General features: G+C 63.6%; 13 protein-coding genes and 3 pseudogenes. 6 read left to right on the top strand and 10 right to left on the bottom strand.

Features of this window, described 5'->3' with window-relative positions; translation table 11 throughout:
• The 7 genes and pseudogenes from JWR98_RS18595 to JWR98_RS18565 all read right to left on the bottom strand — a co-directional run.
• Positions 1-1,508: HAMP domain-containing protein (locus JWR98_RS18595; protein ID WP_205490785.1), on the bottom strand; the 1,508-nt coding region annotated here is incomplete at its 3' end.
• Positions 1,509-1,530: 22 nt separating this feature from the next.
• Positions 1,531-2,568 (bottom strand): substrate-binding domain-containing protein, encoded by a 1,038-nt coding sequence (locus tag JWR98_RS18590; RefSeq protein ID WP_225908779.1) that lies wholly within the window; start codon positions 2,566-2,568, stop codon positions 1,531-1,533.
• A 293-nt stretch (positions 2,569-2,861) separates the two neighbouring features.
• The gene (locus JWR98_RS18585) at positions 2,862-3,689 is read right to left on the bottom strand and encodes a DMT family transporter (RefSeq protein WP_078733152.1); all 828 of its coding nucleotides are present in this window, start codon (positions 3,687-3,689) and stop codon (positions 2,862-2,864) included.
• A 74-nt stretch (positions 3,690-3,763) separates the two neighbouring features.
• Positions 3,764-4,668, bottom strand: a pseudogene (gene gcvA, locus JWR98_RS18580) (transcriptional regulator GcvA).
• A gap of 77 nt (positions 4,669-4,745) precedes the next feature.
• Positions 4,746-6,764: an FUSC family protein gene (locus tag JWR98_RS18575; protein WP_205490783.1), complete on the bottom strand. Its 2,019-nt coding sequence runs from the start codon at positions 6,762-6,764 to the stop codon at positions 4,746-4,748.
• A complete protein-coding gene (locus JWR98_RS18570; RefSeq protein ID WP_205490781.1) occupies positions 6,764-7,672 on the bottom strand; it encodes an efflux RND transporter periplasmic adaptor subunit in 909 nt (302 codons plus the stop codon). The genes JWR98_RS18575 and JWR98_RS18570 overlap by 1 nt, the downstream gene beginning before the upstream one ends.
• 14 nt (positions 7,673-7,686) lie before the next feature.
• Positions 7,687-7,875: a DUF1656 domain-containing protein gene (locus JWR98_RS18565; protein ID WP_078733148.1), complete on the bottom strand. Its 189-nt coding sequence runs from the start codon at positions 7,873-7,875 to the stop codon at positions 7,687-7,689.
• A gap of 146 nt (positions 7,876-8,021) precedes the next feature.
• Here JWR98_RS18565 and JWR98_RS18560 point away from each other — a divergent pair, with 146 nt between their 5' ends.
• Together JWR98_RS18560 and JWR98_RS18555 are read left to right on the top strand one after the other, a co-directional pair.
• On the top strand, positions 8,022-8,822 hold the full coding sequence (locus tag JWR98_RS18560) for an AraC family transcriptional regulator (RefSeq protein ID WP_205490778.1): 801 nt from the start codon (positions 8,022-8,024) through the stop codon (positions 8,820-8,822).
• Positions 8,823-8,864: 42 nt separating this feature from the next.
• Positions 8,865-9,296 (top strand): MarR family winged helix-turn-helix transcriptional regulator, encoded by a 432-nt coding sequence (locus JWR98_RS18555; protein ID WP_078733146.1) that lies wholly within the window; start codon positions 8,865-8,867, stop codon positions 9,294-9,296.
• Here the strand turns inward: JWR98_RS18555 and surE are convergent.
• From surE to JWR98_RS18540, 3 genes and pseudogenes are all read right to left on the bottom strand, one after another.
• Entirely contained in the window at positions 9,281-10,084 is an 804-nt protein-coding gene (gene surE / locus JWR98_RS18550) for a 5'/3'-nucleotidase SurE (protein ID WP_205490776.1), read from the bottom strand. The two genes, JWR98_RS18555 and surE, sit on opposite strands and share 16 nt — an antisense overlap.
• Before the next feature lie 98 nt (positions 10,085-10,182).
• A pseudogene (locus tag JWR98_RS18545) lies at positions 10,183-11,356 on the bottom strand (sensor histidine kinase).
• Between the two features lie 5 nt (positions 11,357-11,361).
• Positions 11,362-12,051, bottom strand: a complete 690-nt coding sequence (locus JWR98_RS18540; protein ID WP_205490774.1) for a response regulator — start codon at positions 12,049-12,051, stop codon at positions 11,362-11,364.
• 97 nt (positions 12,052-12,148) lie between these two features.
• Between JWR98_RS18540 and JWR98_RS18535 the strand changes: the two are divergent.
• From JWR98_RS18535 to JWR98_RS18520, 4 genes and pseudogenes are all read left to right on the top strand, one after another.
• Positions 12,149-13,628, top strand: a pseudogene (locus JWR98_RS18535) (efflux transporter outer membrane subunit).
• A complete protein-coding gene (locus JWR98_RS18530; protein WP_205490772.1) occupies positions 13,625-14,434 on the top strand; it encodes a MipA/OmpV family protein in 810 nt (269 codons plus the stop codon). Before JWR98_RS18535 ends, JWR98_RS18530 begins: the two are co-directional and overlap by 4 nt.
• 16 nt (positions 14,435-14,450) lie before the next feature.
• Positions 14,451-15,569, top strand: a complete 1,119-nt coding sequence (locus JWR98_RS18525; protein WP_205490770.1) for an efflux RND transporter periplasmic adaptor subunit — start codon at positions 14,451-14,453, stop codon at positions 15,567-15,569.
• Positions 15,566-16,245: efflux RND transporter permease subunit (locus JWR98_RS18520; protein ID WP_205490768.1), on the top strand; the 680-nt coding region annotated here is incomplete at its 3' end. The genes JWR98_RS18525 and JWR98_RS18520, both read left to right, overlap by 4 nt.

Raw genomic sequence — 16,245 nt, 5'->3', positions numbered from 1 at the left:
GCCTCGGCCTCCAGCACGCGGATGCGCAGGGCATTCTCCTGGAACACGCGTACCGCGCGGGTCATGATGCCAATCTCGTCGCCGCGTTCGACGCCGGCGATCCCGGTGCGCAGGTCGCCGGCCGCAAGCCGGCGCATGACCGAGGCCAGGGCCACGATGGGCTGCGCGACAAATCGCGAGGTGCTCCAGGCGATGGCGCCGGCCAGCAGGATGGCGACAGTGAACGCAATGACCGTCGCAAGCATGCCGCGGTCATTGTGGACCAAGGCATCGGAGCGCGCCTGACCCGCGAAGCGCGCCACCAACAGGCCGGCACTGCGAGCCTCGTTGCGAACCTGGTCGCGCGCGTCGCTCAAGGCATTGCTTGCCTGGCGGAACCTGGCGAATGCCGCTCGGTAGCCGGCAATCTGATCCTTGACCGTCAGCGGCGTCGCATTGGCTTGCGTCCCCACGGACGAAGGGAGCACACGCGCAAGACGCGAGAGTTCGTCCAGCAGGGTGCCGACAGCGTCGGCGATCTCGGCCGACGGTGACAGGCGAAACGATAAGGTCTGCGCCTCCAGAGTGGCCACGCGTTCGGCGAAACGCTTGGATAACGCCGCGGCATTGTGCAGCAATCCGGTGGCGGCCTGAATGTCGCTTGCGTCATGGGCAACCTGCCCATCCACATCCCCCAACTGTGCTTCGAGACGCTCGGCTATATCCCCGACAGCGGCGAGCTGCCGCAACGCCTCGTCCCCGCGCAGCTTGGGCGCCTCGCCAAGGTGCTCCACCGCCAGGCCGGCCGCAGTGATCGCCACGGCCAACTGGTCCAGGGTCTCTCTTGCATCCGCCGCTCCCATCACCTCGCGCAATTGTTCGACCACCGGCTGAAGTGCCGCACAGGCGTTGCGCGCTGCAGTGGCGGCCGTTCCATCACCGCTCAGCAGCATCCTGGCCACATTGGCGGTGATGATCCGTTCGCCGTTGCGCAGCACATCCAGCATGCGATGGGCACTTTCGATGTTGCTCACCCGAGCCTGGTGTTCAGCCGCGCGGGTGTCGAGGTCCTTGAGCCCATCGGCAATGCCTTGTTCGATGAGGATCGTCGCCTCTCGCATCCGGCCATGGTGGGTGGTCATGTTCTCCGTTTCACCATCCATGGTCAGGGTCGCCGCGCGCAGGGCCGTGATCGCCGACGCAAGCCGTTCCAGGCTGCCTTTGAGCGATTGCGCCTCTGCCACCGGAATGGCGGTCAGGCCGGCGATAGCCGTCGCCACCATGCCTTCGGCCTGGGACAGGCTTTCCTGGTCGCGGGTGGCAATGAAGTTCTCCACCCGCCCGGTGGCGCCGTTGACCGACGCCAGGATTTCCGCGGAATGACTGGCCGAATCCACCGCGCGCACCATGCCGCGCAGCCCGTAGAGGTTCACGAGCGACACCGCCAGCATCAGGAACACCAGTGCGGCGACCGCCAGGCCGATCTTGACGGCAATGGGCCGGTCCCTGGCGGTTTTGAATGTCAGCATGGCCCTTGCTCCCCAACCGCCACTACTGTTTCCTGATCTCCGGCACAGGCGCCGGCGCCGCCGTATGATTGTTGGCCGCGTCGATCATCGCCACAACGGAAGCCTGGCTGTAGAAAGGATTGGCGGCGCCGCCCACCGGCATGGTGGCAAGCCAGGTGTCCAGGTCTTTGGCATCGATGCGCACCAGCGGCACTTCAACGAACTTCGGGACCTGTTTGCCCGCCAGAATCTGTTGGGCCACCCAAAACCCCACTTGGGAGACGCTTGGCGAAGCGGAAACGGAAACGGTCTCGTAGCCATTGGCCTCGCGTTCCTGTTTCCACAGGGCGAGCTCATCCTGACGATTGCCCATCACGATGATCGGCAATGGGCGTCCCGCCGCTTTGAACGCCATGGCCGCGCCATAACCGTCGCCCCCTTGGGTCGCAACGGCATCGATGACGGGCAACGACGGCAGCGCCAGCGACACCTCCTTGCGTGCGACGGCCCCCGTCCAGTTGCCGTATACGGTCTTGGCGAACCTAAGGCCCGGATAGTCGCTGGCGGCCTTGCGAATGCCGTCGCTGATGTTTTTATCGGTGGCATCACCCGCAATGCCGCGAATCTCCAGCAGCGTTCCATTGCCTTTGAGGCGCTCGGCGATATAGTCGATTTCCACGCGGCCCATGGCGGACCAGTTGTAGTCCACGGTATAGACGCAGCCTTCGGTGACCTTGCTGGCCATGACCACCACCACGATGCCGGCGTTGCAGGCATCGCGGATCACCCCGTCGAGGGCCGTGTCGGACGCGGCCAGGACAACGATGGCATCGACGCCCTTGACGATCATGTCCTGGATATGAGCCGCCTGTTCCGACGCCGAGTTATTGGCACTGACCACCGGAGCCTCGCGGATCAAGCCCTGCTGTTGCGCTTGCTGCGCAATTTCCTGCCAGTTGCGCACCATCACCTTGCGAAAATCGCTGCCCGCGTAGGAGTTACTGAAGGCAATGCTATAGCTCGCGGCAGGGCCGCCGGCGATACTGCCGTCGGCAGCCTGGGCGCGATTGGCGGCCACCATCACCAGCCCGCTCAGGCAGGCGGCGAAGCACCACAGGCTCGGCCTGCACTTGCCCACAACCTGTCGATGAAGCCATTGCGGCACTGCCGGACAATATTGAGATCCAGACATGTACGACTCCTTTCCTTGGCGGGCGACGATTGAAACCACGACATGGCTTGCATTTGGCGATGAGCATAGTCTCAATGTGCCAGCTTCGCGCGCGGTCATGGCGGATTTCAGTCGACTGTCACCTGTGGCGAGGGGGCTAGCTCCCGCGACGGCTCGGGATACGCCCTGAGCCGTTGGCTGTATCAGCCGATGAGAAGCGTGCCGCTGACGATCACGACGCACGCCAGAATCCGGCGGACGGTGAGTGTCTCGCCGAGGAACAGATAGCCGATCAACACCGCAAACAGCACGCTGGTTTCGCGCAAGGCCGATACCGCACCCAACGGCGCTTCGTTCATGGCGTAGATGACCACGCCATAGGCGAGCAAAGAGACCAGCCCACCCACCACGGCGGAGACTGTTCCAGGCCGCACGCAGAACAGGCTGCGGGCGTCGCGCAGGCCGATGTAGACCACCGGCATCAGCACACCCCACAAGGCGCACATCCACACCGTGTAGGCAAGCGGTGCACCGGAGAGCCTGGCGCCGATACCATCGACGACACTGTACGCTGCGATGAAGACGCCCGTGCCCAGCGCGTAAGGCAGGCTGGGAACCGACAGGCTGCGCCCCCTGAAGGCCAGCGAAATAATCCCGCCCGACACCAGCGCAATACCGAGCAACTCGCCCGGGGCGATGCTTTCCCCGGCAAAAGCCGCAGCCCCGAGGGTGATCAGCACCGGCGACGATCCACGCGAAATCGGATAGATCTGCCCCAGGTCGCCGACCCGGTAGCTGCGCACCAGGAACAGGTTGTAGCCGACATGCAACAACCCCGACAGCAGCGCATAGCCCCAGCTTTCAGGCGCAGGGCGCACCATGAACGTGGCGGCGAGGACACAGCTGACGGCGATGGCGACGCACATCACCGTCATCGACCATAACCGGTCGGTACCACCGCGCAGCAGCGCATTCCAACTGGCGTGCAGCAGCGCGGCAAACAGGACGAGAACCACGAGATGGATAGGCATACGCCACTTTAGGCAACCCCGGGCCCGGACGACAGCGAAGTCTCTTCATTGCAGCATGAGCGAATGCTCATGGATCACTGATCTGCTTGTTGGACTTTCAGCGCCTCGCCGACCAACCATCGACGAAAGCTTGCGATGTGCGGCTGCGACTCGATGCCCTTGGGGCACACGAAATAGTAGGCAAGCGGCGACCGGAACTGCACATCGAACAGCCGCACCAGACGGCCATCGCTGATTTCGTTCTCGACATGTCCGCTGCGCACCAACGCCACGCCCTGGCCGAGCAAGGCGGCCTCAACCGTCATGTTGGTATCGCCAAACCTGACGCTTTCCCTGAGCGGCGAAAATGCCAGGCCGACCGCTTCAAACCACACCTCCCATTTCGGCGCCAGCTCGGCGCATCCCGGATCAGCAGCGGTAAACGCAACAACTCGGTGGGGCTGCCCGGTGTTCCAACGCGCTGCAGCAGCTCGGGACTGGCCACGGGAAACACCTGCTCGCCAAACAGGAACTCCGAGTACAGCCCTGGGTAGTTGCCTTTGCCGAGTCGGATCGCGACATCGGCCTGAGCGTCGGAGAAGTGGATGACTGCGTCCGTGGTATCCAGCGAGACCAGCAGCTCGGGGTGCTGGCGAGAAAGACTCGGCAAGCGTGGCAGCAGCCATTTCAGCGCGAAGGAATAGGTGGTGCTGACGCTGAGTCGAACCCGGCCTTTTTGCTCGCGCAAGTCGCACAAGGTCGCCTCCAGGCTCATGAAGAACTCTCGTACGATGGGCGCCAGCGTAGCCCCCGCTGCCGTGAGACGTAACGCCCTGCCCCGTTCGAACAACGGCAACCCCCACAGTGCCTCGAGATGTCTGAGCTGGTGACTGACCGCGCTCTGCGTCACATGCAGCTCCTGCGCCGCAGCGGTAAAGGTCGGGTGCCGCGTGGCGACTTCAAAAGCGCGCAACGTGGCGGTGGGTGGCAGGTCTCTCATAGGTGGGGCGTCCAGCGAGTGGTCGGGAAAAGCGCAGCATGAAGATTGGCTCATGTTAGAGCCAAATTCATTGGCGATCACCTTCGTCGGCTGGAACTCAGGGAGTTGGCATGAAGAAGCCTGTCCCTCTGAGGCGCAAGGGAACACACAGTGTTCGCGTATGCCTCTAGCAACCACGCCAGGTCCTGGTAACAGACCGCCAAATGATGCGCTCCGAGTCTTTTCATCGACCTTGCCGTACGGCGTGCCTGCACAGCGCCGATTGCCGGATCATAAGCATAACGAGCAATGCGCCGGGCACCGGTTTGTGCGCACTGGGCGACGGGTGATCCCGGATCAACGCGGCTCGCTTTACGCTGTAGCCGGCTCAATTGCTTGCTCAGTTGCAACGACAGGTAGCCCGCCTGGTCAGCGTGCGGGTTATCCGCGCCAAGCGCACTCTTCAGCGCGACGATCCGGTGTTGTTGCGTTGCTTGCCACTTAAGGTGATCGACAGTGCTCGCCTGGCGAAGTAGCCGGCGTGTGTGCTGGTGGAGTGAATCTTTCAACGCCCGAACGTGTTTAGCTGGATCTTTCGGCAATATCTGAAATGCCAGCAGGCAGATAAGCATGGCAACGATCCAGGCCAGCGCCTGATTGGCGAAGCCGGCGAAATCGTAGAGGGCGGTATCGCCAGTGCTTACCAAGGTGTTGAACCCGATCAGGTAGGCAATTGCTTGCAGACCGTAGCGCGGTTGGCTGGTGGCATGGATCCCGAACGACCAGAACGCCGCCAGTACCAGGAATAACAGAGGGAAACCGTTGATCTGAGGCATCACCAGGAACTTGCACAGCACCGCCGCCAAGATGGCATAGAGCGTGCCCCGTATGAAGCCGGCGATACCCTGGTCAGGCGCTGGGGCCGTCGCCAACAGTGTGCAGCATGGGCCCACGACCGCCAGCAGCGTGGGCCCTTGATCCCAACCGCTGACGTACCAGAGTGTGCCGGTGGCCAGCGTGGCGAGCAGTGCCCTGACGCCGTTTCGCGCGGCATCGACGTAGTTGCGGTGATACCCCACGGCACGCACGCGCTTGGGGCGAGGCTGATCAAGACTGGAGAAACTCAACAAGGCCTCACTCAGGTCCGTCAGTTGTTCCTCCAGGCGTTCGCTGAACACGTGCGAAGGCGCGGATGAGTCAGCAAGTTCACGCGCCCTGCGACACAGTTGCTTCACCGTATCGGCCGCGACGAGAAAGTCGCCGCGTGTGTCGGACATCCGCTCGCTCAACTGTCGCAACGCGGTGCTTATTTGAGCCAGCGACGTGGGATCGAAGCTGGGGTATGGCTCGTCCAGGCGCATGTCGAGTACAACGGATTGCAGATGCGCCAGACCTGCCTGAATCGCCAATTGCCGGGAGCGAATCAGCGCCGACTCCCCGCGTGCGAGTCCCAGTTGGTCGTCCACCTTGCCGATATCCATCGCGAGCGCATGACGTTGCCTCGCCAGCCCCACAGGCTGCTCGCCGCAGAGTTGTGCAGCGAGCAGTCCCACGCTGCGGGCATAGACATCGACAAGCGAACGTCGAACTTTATGCGCCATCGTTCTGGCGCTGAACAGCGTGACGACCAGGCTCAAGCTCAACACGCCAAGCGCCACCGCCGTGCCCCGCGTGATGAGGTGGTCGAACGCCTGCTCAGGCGCGACGATGGCTGGCCCCAACGCCAGGCACACCGTATAACCCGCCACCACTGCCGCCGTGGCCTGATAATGGCGCAACACGGTCATTGCACCGACACACAGGCCCAGCCACACGCCGATACCCAGGATGAACAACAGCATCTGTTGCGCGAACAGCCCTGTCAGCAAGAACGCCGCCCCCAGGCCGATCAAAGTACCCAGCATCCGGTAGACGCCCTTGCCGCGAACCGCTCCCTGGATCGGCTGCACCAACAGCAACACGGTGGATGCGCCCGAAAACGGAGCGTCCAGGTGCAGTTGGAAGCCGAGCCACAGCGCCAGACCCGCCGCCACGATACAACGCACTACGTAGGCGAAGGTCGCGGCTGTCCAGGGTCGGGGAATCGCCGCGAAAAGGCGTGTCGCCAGCCTCGTCATCACATGAACGCCTGCAGCCATTGGGTGAGCCGCCAGCGCGGCGCGGCGTTCGGCTGCGTCACTTCGACACTGGCGGTCATGCCCGCCGCCAACGCCACCCCGTCCGGCACCTTGTCCAACTCGATGCGCACAGGTACACGCTGTGCCAACCGAATCCAACTGAAAGTCGGGCTCACCTGAGGCAGACCGCTGTCATTGCGCAATTCATTGGTGTCGGCGATCCCCCGGCCCATGCTTGCCACATGCCCTTGCAGCAGCGGGGCAAACCCCATCAGCTTGATCGAGACCGGTGCACCGATGCGCACCTGCGCCAGCTTGGTCTCCTCAAAATAACCCGTGATCCAGAAACTGTGCGCATCGACCACGAACAGGTTGGTGGTGCCCGCCTGCGCGTAGTCACCGGGCTGCAGGCGCAGTTGAGTGACATAGCCGTCCACCGGCGCACGCACCGTCGTGCGATCCAGATCCAGTTGCGCCTGGGCCAACTGGCTGGCTGCCGCGTCCAGGCGCGCCTGGGCCACCGCCAGGTCGCGCGCTGCGTTGTCAATTTCCTCCTGGGCGATGGCGCCGGCCAACAGGGTTCGCCGCCTGAATTGCGCACGGCGTTGCTCGAACACACTGCGCACCTCGGCGAACTCGGCGGCGCGCTGCTGCACGGCCAGTCGATAGGCGCGTGCATCGATGCGATACAGCAAATCGCCCTTTGCCACCCACTGGTTGTCAGTGGCCGATAACTGATCGATCTGGCCGGAAACTTGCGGCGCAATACGGATGACCTGCACGCTCACCCGTGCGTCCCGCGTCCAGGGCGCCAGGACATACGCTCGCCACAGTTGCAGGCAGAACACCAGGGCCAGCGCCCCCAGCGCCAGGGTGGCGACAGGTTTGAGGCGTTTGACGATAGACATGCCCGCAGCCTCCCTCAGCAATTGACAACCATCGCCGACACGACGATGAGCGACACAAAAAACCGCGCCAGCGCCGGGTGCCACGCGCCGTCCAGCCAGCAGCGTGCCAGGCGCTCGATGACGATGTAGACCAAGGCCGATACGCCCAGGTAGATCAACAAGGGGGGAAAGTAGAGGTTGGCAATGGCGATTTCACTGAGCATGGCAAGTACCGGGTTCGGAGGGTTCGAGCATTCGCCCGCATCCTCAAGGGGGGCTTGTTGACGATGCTAAGGAATTACCCGTGCTGCCGATATTGAGTACACTGCCAAAATATAATCAAATCCAGACAACCCTCGATGGCACCCCCATGGCCGAACTCCAGCACTTACCCGTCGATCAGTTCGAGTACGACAACCTGTCGCAACCTGCCGTAGCGCTGAAGCTCGCCCCCCAGCGCAACGACAGCGAGTCCGCTGTACACACGCACCGCAAAGGGCAACTGGTCGTGGCTTACTGCGGCGGCATCGTGTGTACGGGAGAAGATGGGGTGTGGATGGTGCCGTCAGGGTTCGGCGTGTGGATCCCAGGGGGCGTCGCCCATAGCAACCGGGTCACGGCCAATGGGCAAGTGTGTTTTTTGTTCGTCGAACCCGGCGCCGCGACACTGCCGGATCGCTGCTGCACGCTGGCGCTGTCGCCACTGATCCTCGAGCTCATCCTCCACCTGAGCGGCCAGGCCCAGGATTACCCCGCGAATTCGCGCACTGCGCGGTTGACCAACGTGCTGCTGGAAGAACTTGAACTGGCCCCCACGGAACAACTTTACCTGCCGTTGCCCGTAGCAACCCCGCTGCGCACCATCGCCCGGGCTTTGGCACAAGCCCCTTCCAACCGCGCCACCATGGCGAGCTGGGCACGGCATGTGGCCATGAGTGAACGTTCGCTGGCCCGCCTGATAAAAGGCGAAACCGGCCTGACCTTCGGCCAGTGGCGCAAGCAATGGCAGATCATTGTCGCGTTGCAAAGCCTGGCCGAGGGGCAGTCGGTGCAGCGAACCGCCGAGACGCTCGGCTATGAGTCAGTCAGCTCGTTCATCAGCATGTTTCGCAAGACACTGGGCACCTCGCCCGCGCGCTACCTGCGCGAAACCGCACGACGCCAGCCTTGATTTAGCTACAATCCCAGAGGTTTTTCGCCAAGGTAGCGCTGCATGGATATCGCATTATTTCGCGGGCGTTTTACGCGCTTGAACAAACGCCTGCGCCAGGAAGCACAGAATCATCCCGAGACGTGGTCACAGATGCTGGTGTTGAGTGCCATCGATCAAATGGACGGCATGGCAACGCCGTCGAAAATCGCCGAAGCAGAAAACATCCGCTCGTCCAACCTCGCCGCCCTGTTGAAGGATCTCGAAACGCGCGACTTGATCACCCGAACACCGGACACCGAGGATCGCCGGCGCACCTGGATCGGCCTGTCCGACCAAGGCCGCCACGTATTGCAGGCAAGCCGCAAGCGCCGAGATGAGTGGCTGGCTGAAGCCGTCGACGCCTGCCTGACAGCCACTGAACGCAAGCAGTTGGAGGCCGCCGGGCTGCTGATGGACAAGCTCAGCCAGTATGGTCGCTACGAAGAGCGCTGAACGCGGCCGGCCTCGGCCAGTTGTTCGCACATTCGGGCGGCCGTGGCGTGGGTACGCTCGAACTGCAACGGCGTTGCGGTGATGTGACCGGCGAGATTTTCCGCGGTTTCCGTGCCGGGCTCATCAGGCCGTGAGTGGCGCTGCAATTGAAGCCAATGGTATTCCAGGCCGCGTGGGTCGTTCTCCGAGCGCACCGACACCCCGTCCAAACGCCCCCTGCCTTGGCGGGTTATTTTCAGCGGACGTACGGCACCCGGCGCGCAACTCGGAAAATTGACATTCAGGCAAACGCCCTGCGGCCAGTCCAGCGCCATCAGTAGCTCAACCGTGTTCGCGCCGTGGTTGAGGGCGTTTTCCCAAGGCACGGCGGCGCGGTCGGTAAACGCCTGGCTCAGTGCGATAGACGGGATACCGAACAGCAACCCGGTCATCGCCGCGCCGACGGTGCCCGAGAACACCGTTTCGGTGCCCAGGTTCGCGCCACGATTGACGCCGGATAAAATCAGATCCGGCTTGTCGTGGTTGAGCAGATGCCCCAGCGCCACGGCAATGCAATCGCCCGGCGTGCCGGTCACCGCAAACCGGCGGGTGCCGTGGTAGCTCAGCCGCAGAGGAGCGTGCAGGCTCAATGAATGAGAGGTACCGCTTTGATCAAGCAAGGGCGCGACGACCCAGACTTCATCCGCCAGTTGGCAGGCAATCCGCTCCAGCACCTTGAGCCCGGGCGCATCGATGCCGTCGTCATTGGTCAGAAGAATTCGCTCGAATCGATGATCACCGTTCGCCATGGCCGTTTCCCGTCAATGCAGACGCTCGGATAAGCGCCGTCGACGGCATAATTACCTATATTTAAATAGTTATCCAGCCATAGATATAAACCCGAAAACTACAGCGGAAACTCCGCCCGGATCAAGGTGCCCCCCTCGGCGCGGTTACTGGCGGCAATGGCTCCGCCATGGGCCTGGCAGATCGCACGGGCGATGGACAAGCCCAGCCCGCTGCCGCCCGAATAACGCGCCCTGGAACGCTCCGCCCGCCAGAAGCGGTCAAATACGCTATCCAGGTGCTGTGCCTCGATCCCTGGACCACGGTCACCGATTTCAATCACCACCCGGTCTTCGACCCGAAGCGCCATCACGCTCAATTCGCCACCCCCCGCCGCGTAACGCAACAGGTTGTCCACCAGGATATTGATCACCTGGCCCAGGCGATCACGATCGGCATGCAGGCGAACCCCATCGGCAATACTGACTTGCGTACGCACGCCGGCCTCATCCAGTTGCGGCTGGAACCAGGCCAGCCGTTCGGCGATCAGGACCGCCAGGGGAAAATCGCTGCGCTCCAGCACCAGCCGGCCGCCCGGGCCATCGACAGCAGGTGCAGGTCATCCACCAGTTTGCGCAGTTGATCGAGCTGACGCTTGACCATGCCCAACTGTGCAGCATCGCTGGGGAACACCTCATCGAGCATGCCCTGCACCCGGCCCATGGCGGCGTTCAATGGCGTGCGCAATTCGTGGGCGATGACCGCGCTGGACTCGCGTACATCGCGCTCGTAGCGTTCCAGTTGCGTGGTCATGCTGTTGAAGTCGCTGATCAGGCGCTGCAGCTCATCGGGGGCGGCGCGGTGAACCGGCAGGCGTGTCAGGAAATCACCGCCGGCCACCCGCCGCGCACCCTGGGCAATCGCCGAGAACTGGCTGGACAAAGGCCGCGAAAACCACAAACCGCAGAGGATGATGATCGGGATAGCAGCCAGCACCAGGCAAGCCAGAATCAGCCAGTCACGGTTGGCCATGTCCGGCTGGAAGAACTCCACCGGATAGTATTCGGCAACCAGTTGGCGCAGGCGTTTTTCGTTGAGCTGCGGCTCGGCGCGCAACTGCAGCAACTCCTCGCGCGCGCCGGCGGCAGGTGCTGCAAAAAGTAGCGGTCCGACAACCTGAAGTTGATCCACATGCAGAGGGCGATCACCACCACCGCGCCAATCGCCAATAGGCTCATGCGCATGCCGACCCAGCGCCACAAGGGTTTGTCGTTGATCCGTGATTTCTCAAGCATGCGGCTTACCTGAACCGATAGCCAATGGAGCGCACCGTGACCAGTACCCCGGCGATGCCATGGGTTTCGAGCTTGCGCCGCAGGTTGTGCACGTGGGTGTCGACGACACGGGCCAGGGCGTCGCTTTCCGGCAGGCAGATCTCCAGCAGCTCATCACGGGTGAAGGCCTTGGAGGGTGTCTTCAGCAAGGTGACCAACAGTTTGAACTCCGTCGGCGTCAGGTCCAGCAATTGCAATGGCGCATCGCGGTGTTCAATGGCCGCCGTAAAGGCGACGAGGTCCACTTGCAGGTTTTCATGACGCAGCAACTGCTCCACCGGTTGGCTGCCCGTGGTACGTCGCAACACTGCGTGCACCCGCGCCACCACCTCGCGCGGGCTGTAGGGCTTGACCACATAGTCGTCGGCGCCATAGCGCAAGGCGCCGAGTTTTTCCGGCTCGTCACCCATGGCCGTGACCATGATCACGGGCGTGTCGCTGCTGCGCCGCACGGCGGACAACACCTCGGTGCCACTCAAGCGCGGCAGCATCACGTCCAGCAGGATCAGATCGGGTCGCCAACTTTTGTGCAGGTCCAGACCGCGCTGGCCGTCTTCGGCCAGGGCCACCTCAAAACCATCCCGGCGCAGATAGGCTTCGAGAATGTTGGCGCTGTCGGCGTCGTCTTCGACGATGAGGATACGTTTTCCTGACACAAAGAAGCCTCTTGATGAAACCTTGATAATTCACGAACGGTTTATTGAAAGTCCGCGAGCAGTATTGCCCTACGCCCGACTTTCGCGAACCGATCCTATGCCGACCACCGCCCCGCTGTCCAAGCCTATCCAGCTGCCCGAACGCCTCGGCGCGGTTTTGCTGCTGGTCGGCATGCTGACCGGCTGTTCGCTGGCGCCTGCGTACCAGGCCCCCGCGCTGCCGGTGCCGCAGACCCTGCAAGGCGAACCTGTAACGGGCGCGCCTCCTCCACGACCAATGAGGTAGAGGCACTGTCCGAGGAAGAGAAACAGCTGCTGACCGGCCTGGACTCATCGGCGCAGTTGCAGCAGTGGGTTGAGCGCGCCCTGAGCTACAACCGCGACTTGCGCCTGGCGCTGCTGCGTGTCGAACAAGCCCGCGCCCAGTACGGCATTTCCCGCGCCGACCGCTTGCCCACCGTGGCCCTGGGGCTGCAACGCAACCGCCAGCATTTGCATGACAAGGCGCCGACGAACGTTATGGGCAGGACATCGCGGTGGCCTCCGTGGGCATCTCGGATTTCGAGCTGGATTTTTTCGGCCGTGTGCGCAACTTGTCCGAAGCGGCGCAGCATGACTACCTGGCCACGCGCTACGGCGCCCTCGCCGCGCGCAAGGCGCTGATCGTTGAAGTGGCGCGTCTGTATTTGCAGGAGCGCTTGCAGGCAGGCGTACAGGCCGACACGCAGTCCATGCTCGACAACCAGAACCAGTTGCTGAGCGTTTTCGTCGGCCAGCAAACGCAGGGTCTCATCGCCCAGGACATGGTCGACAGCCAGCGCATGGAAGTGCGGCGTGCCACCCAGCAATGGCAGGACGCAAGCGCCGATCACGCCAGTGCACGGCAGGCGTTGGCGTGGGTCAGCGGCTATCAGGCCACAGCTTCGACCGCTACCGTCACAGACCCGACGATTGACTTGGACACCCCGCCCTGGCTGATCGAACTCTCGTCCCAGCGGCTGTTGCAGCGCTTTGATGTGCGCCAGTGCGAACAAGCGCTGCGCGCCGCGAACGCCAACATCGGCGCCGCGCGCGCGGCGTTCTTCCCCTCGATCACCTTGAGCACCGGCGCGGGCATTGCCAGCCCGCGCTTGAACACCTTGTTTTCATCCGGCAGCGGCGCCTGGCTGTTCACCCCGCAACTGAACCTGCCGCTGTTCGACGGTGGCCGTAACCAGGCCAATCTGGACCTGGCCACCGCGCGCCAGCAGTCCGCCGTCGCCCAATACGAAAAGACCGTGCAGGACGCCTTCCGCGAAATCGCCGACCTGTTGAATCAGCGCCAGCAAGCGTTGGCCAACGCCACCACACAGATCGATCTGGCGGCGTTGACCGCACTGAAAGCCAAGCGTGTCGAGCAACAGATTGCCGCCGGTGCGGCGGCACGTTCGGAGCACCCGGCGGCGGCGATTCGCCTGACTGAATCGGCTATCGAATTACGCAAGGCCACCTACCAATTGTTGTTCAACCGCCTGGCGCTGTATCGCGCGCTGTCCGGCGCACCGCTATTTTCCTCCGCTGAAAGGGTTTCACCATGAACTTGACCACTCCCCCTACCCGTACCGTGCTGTGGGGCGCCGCCTTGATGGCCTGCACCCTCGCGACCCCGGCACAGGCGGCCGACGCCAGCCCGGCAGCCGACAAGACCACCGCCACCCTGGGCCTTGGCATGGGTGTCACGCCGCGCTACATGGGTGCCGACCGTTACCGCGCGCTCGTGCTGCCGATGTTCAGCATCCAGCATGGCGTGCTGTTCGCCGACACCACCCGTGGCGTGGGCCTGCAATTTCAATCCGACAGCGGCTTTGGCGCCAGCGCGGCGATCAACTATGACCTGGGCCGCAAGGAGAAGGACAGCACCAGCCGCCCGGGCGACCGCGAGTTGAACGGCATGGGCGATGTCAACGGCGCCACCGTCGCCGACTTCACCCTCAGCCAGCAACTGCTTGACTGGCTGTCGGTCAGCGGCGAAGCCGAACTGCGCATGGCCGGCGAACACCGTGGCAACCGCTACCGCTTCGGCCTGGAAGGCGTCCTGTTTCACACAGACAGCGACACCCTGGCCCTGGACCTCGACGCGCACGCCGGCGATGGCCGCTACAACCAGACGTTCTTTGGTGTCACTCAGGAGCAGAGCCAGCGCTCGCTCTACGGAAGATACAGTGCCGATGCCGGGATCTACGCCTACTCCGCCGCCTTGAACTGGCAGCACAGCCTGGACGCGCACTGGTCGACGCTGGCCAGCCTGACGCTGACCCAGTACGCCGACCAGGCGCGTAACAGCCCGCTGATCCGACGTGAAAGCGCCGGCCTGGGCATGTTCGCCATCAACTACACCTTCTGATAACGAGGCGCCAGGCATGCAGGGTTTTGCTCAGTTGTTCCGTCCTTGGGGCCGTCCCCTGCTGCTCGGCGTTGCCTGCCTGTTGGTGGCGGCCTGTTCGCGCGAGGAACCGGTGCCGGAACCGGCCGTAAGGTCGGTGAAAGTCACCACCGTGCACGCCGCAGAGGCCGACGTTGCGCCGTTGACCGGTGTGGTACGCCAACGCCAGCGCGCCGCCTTGGCCTTCGAAGGCGCGGGCCGATTGATGGCGTTGAACGTCGACGTCGGCGATAGCGTGAAACAAGGCCAGGTGCTGGCAAGCCTGGACACGGCAGCCGTGCGGTTGCGCCTGAAACAGGCGCAGGCGGCCCTGTTCGCCAGCGTGGCGCAAACCGGCGAGCGCAAGCGCAACAAGCTGCGCCAGCAACAGTTGTATGCCCAGGGCAGCGTCGCGGCCAGCGCCGTGGAGCAAGCCGAGGCCGCGTGGCAGGCCGCCGTTGCACAGCAGGCCGCCGATGAAGCGGCGCTGGACCTGGTACGCCGCGATCAACGCCTGGGCCAACTGATCGCGCCGTTTGATGGCCGCGTCGTGGCCAGGCCCGCGCAGTTGTACAGCGAGTTGTCGCCCGGCCAAGTCGTGATGGAACTGGAGGCCGGCGGCGCGTTGCAGGTCATCGTGCAAATCCCGGTGGAACAGGCCGCCGGCCTCAAGCCTGGCGACCATGCCGTCGCCAACGACCCGGCAGCACCCGGCTCAAGCCTGCCGCTGATACTCGAAGGCGTGTCGACGCGTGCACAGAACGGCCTGCTGCAAAGCGCGCGTTTTCGTCTGAACGCCCGTGACCTCGCGCTCCCCAGCGGGGTAAACCTCAACGTGCGACTGGCGGCCCCCGCCGCGCTCGCGCTATCGATTCCGACCCAGGCGTTGCGTCTGGGTGGCAACGCCAGCCAGGTGCAGGTGTTCGTCTATGACCCGGCCCAGGGCAAGGTCGCCCTGCGTGAGATCAGGATCGGCCTGATCGACCAGGGCCGTGTCGCCATCGACAACGGCCTCAAGGACGGCGAGCAAGTGGTCGTCACCGGCGTCGCGTTCCTCACCGACGGCCAGCCCGTCAACCTGCTCTCGCCCTCCAGCCGTTTGAGCACACCCGAATGATCAACCTGACCCGTCACGCCCTGGGCGCGAGCCGCCTGACGTTATTCACCGCCTTGCTGATCCTGCTCGCAGGCGTGGCTACATTTCTGAGCTTCCCGACCCAGGAAGAGCCCTCGGTGACGATCCGCGATGCACTGGTGAGTATCCAATTCCCCGGCCTGCCCAGCGAACGCGCCGAAGAGTTGCTGGCCCGGCCTACCGAAGAAAAACTGCGCGAGCTGTCGCAGATCAAAAACATCGTGACCACCGTCCACCCCGGCAGCGTGATCATCCAGGTGACGGCCCGCGATGAGATCAAGGACCTGGGCGTGCTGTGGCAACAGGTGCGCAATAAAGTCGCCGAGGCCGGCGCCAGCTTTCCAGCGGGCACCCAGGGGCCGTTTGTCGACGACAATTTCGGACGCGTCGCTGTCGCGTCCATCGCGATTACCGCGCCCGGCTACAGCATGAGCGAGATGCGCGGACCGCTCAAACGCCTGCGCGACCAGTTGGGCGGGTTACCGGGCATCGGCCAAGTGACGCTGCACGGTGTGCAAGACCAGCAGTTGTCGATCGACTTCAACCCGCAGCGCCTGGCGGGGCTGGGCTTGTCTCCCCAGCAGCTGTTCCAGCAATTGCAGCAACAGAACGTGCTGGCGCCCGGCGGCATCGCCGATATTGGCGGGCAGATCACCAC

The organism is Pseudomonas lactucae, assembly GCF_016937615.1.
Taxonomy (GTDB): Bacteria; Pseudomonadota; Gammaproteobacteria; order Pseudomonadales; family Pseudomonadaceae; genus Aquipseudomonas; species Aquipseudomonas lactucae.
Note: the sequence above shows the minus strand (reverse complement) of the source record. Positions and strands in the feature narration are given on the sequence as shown.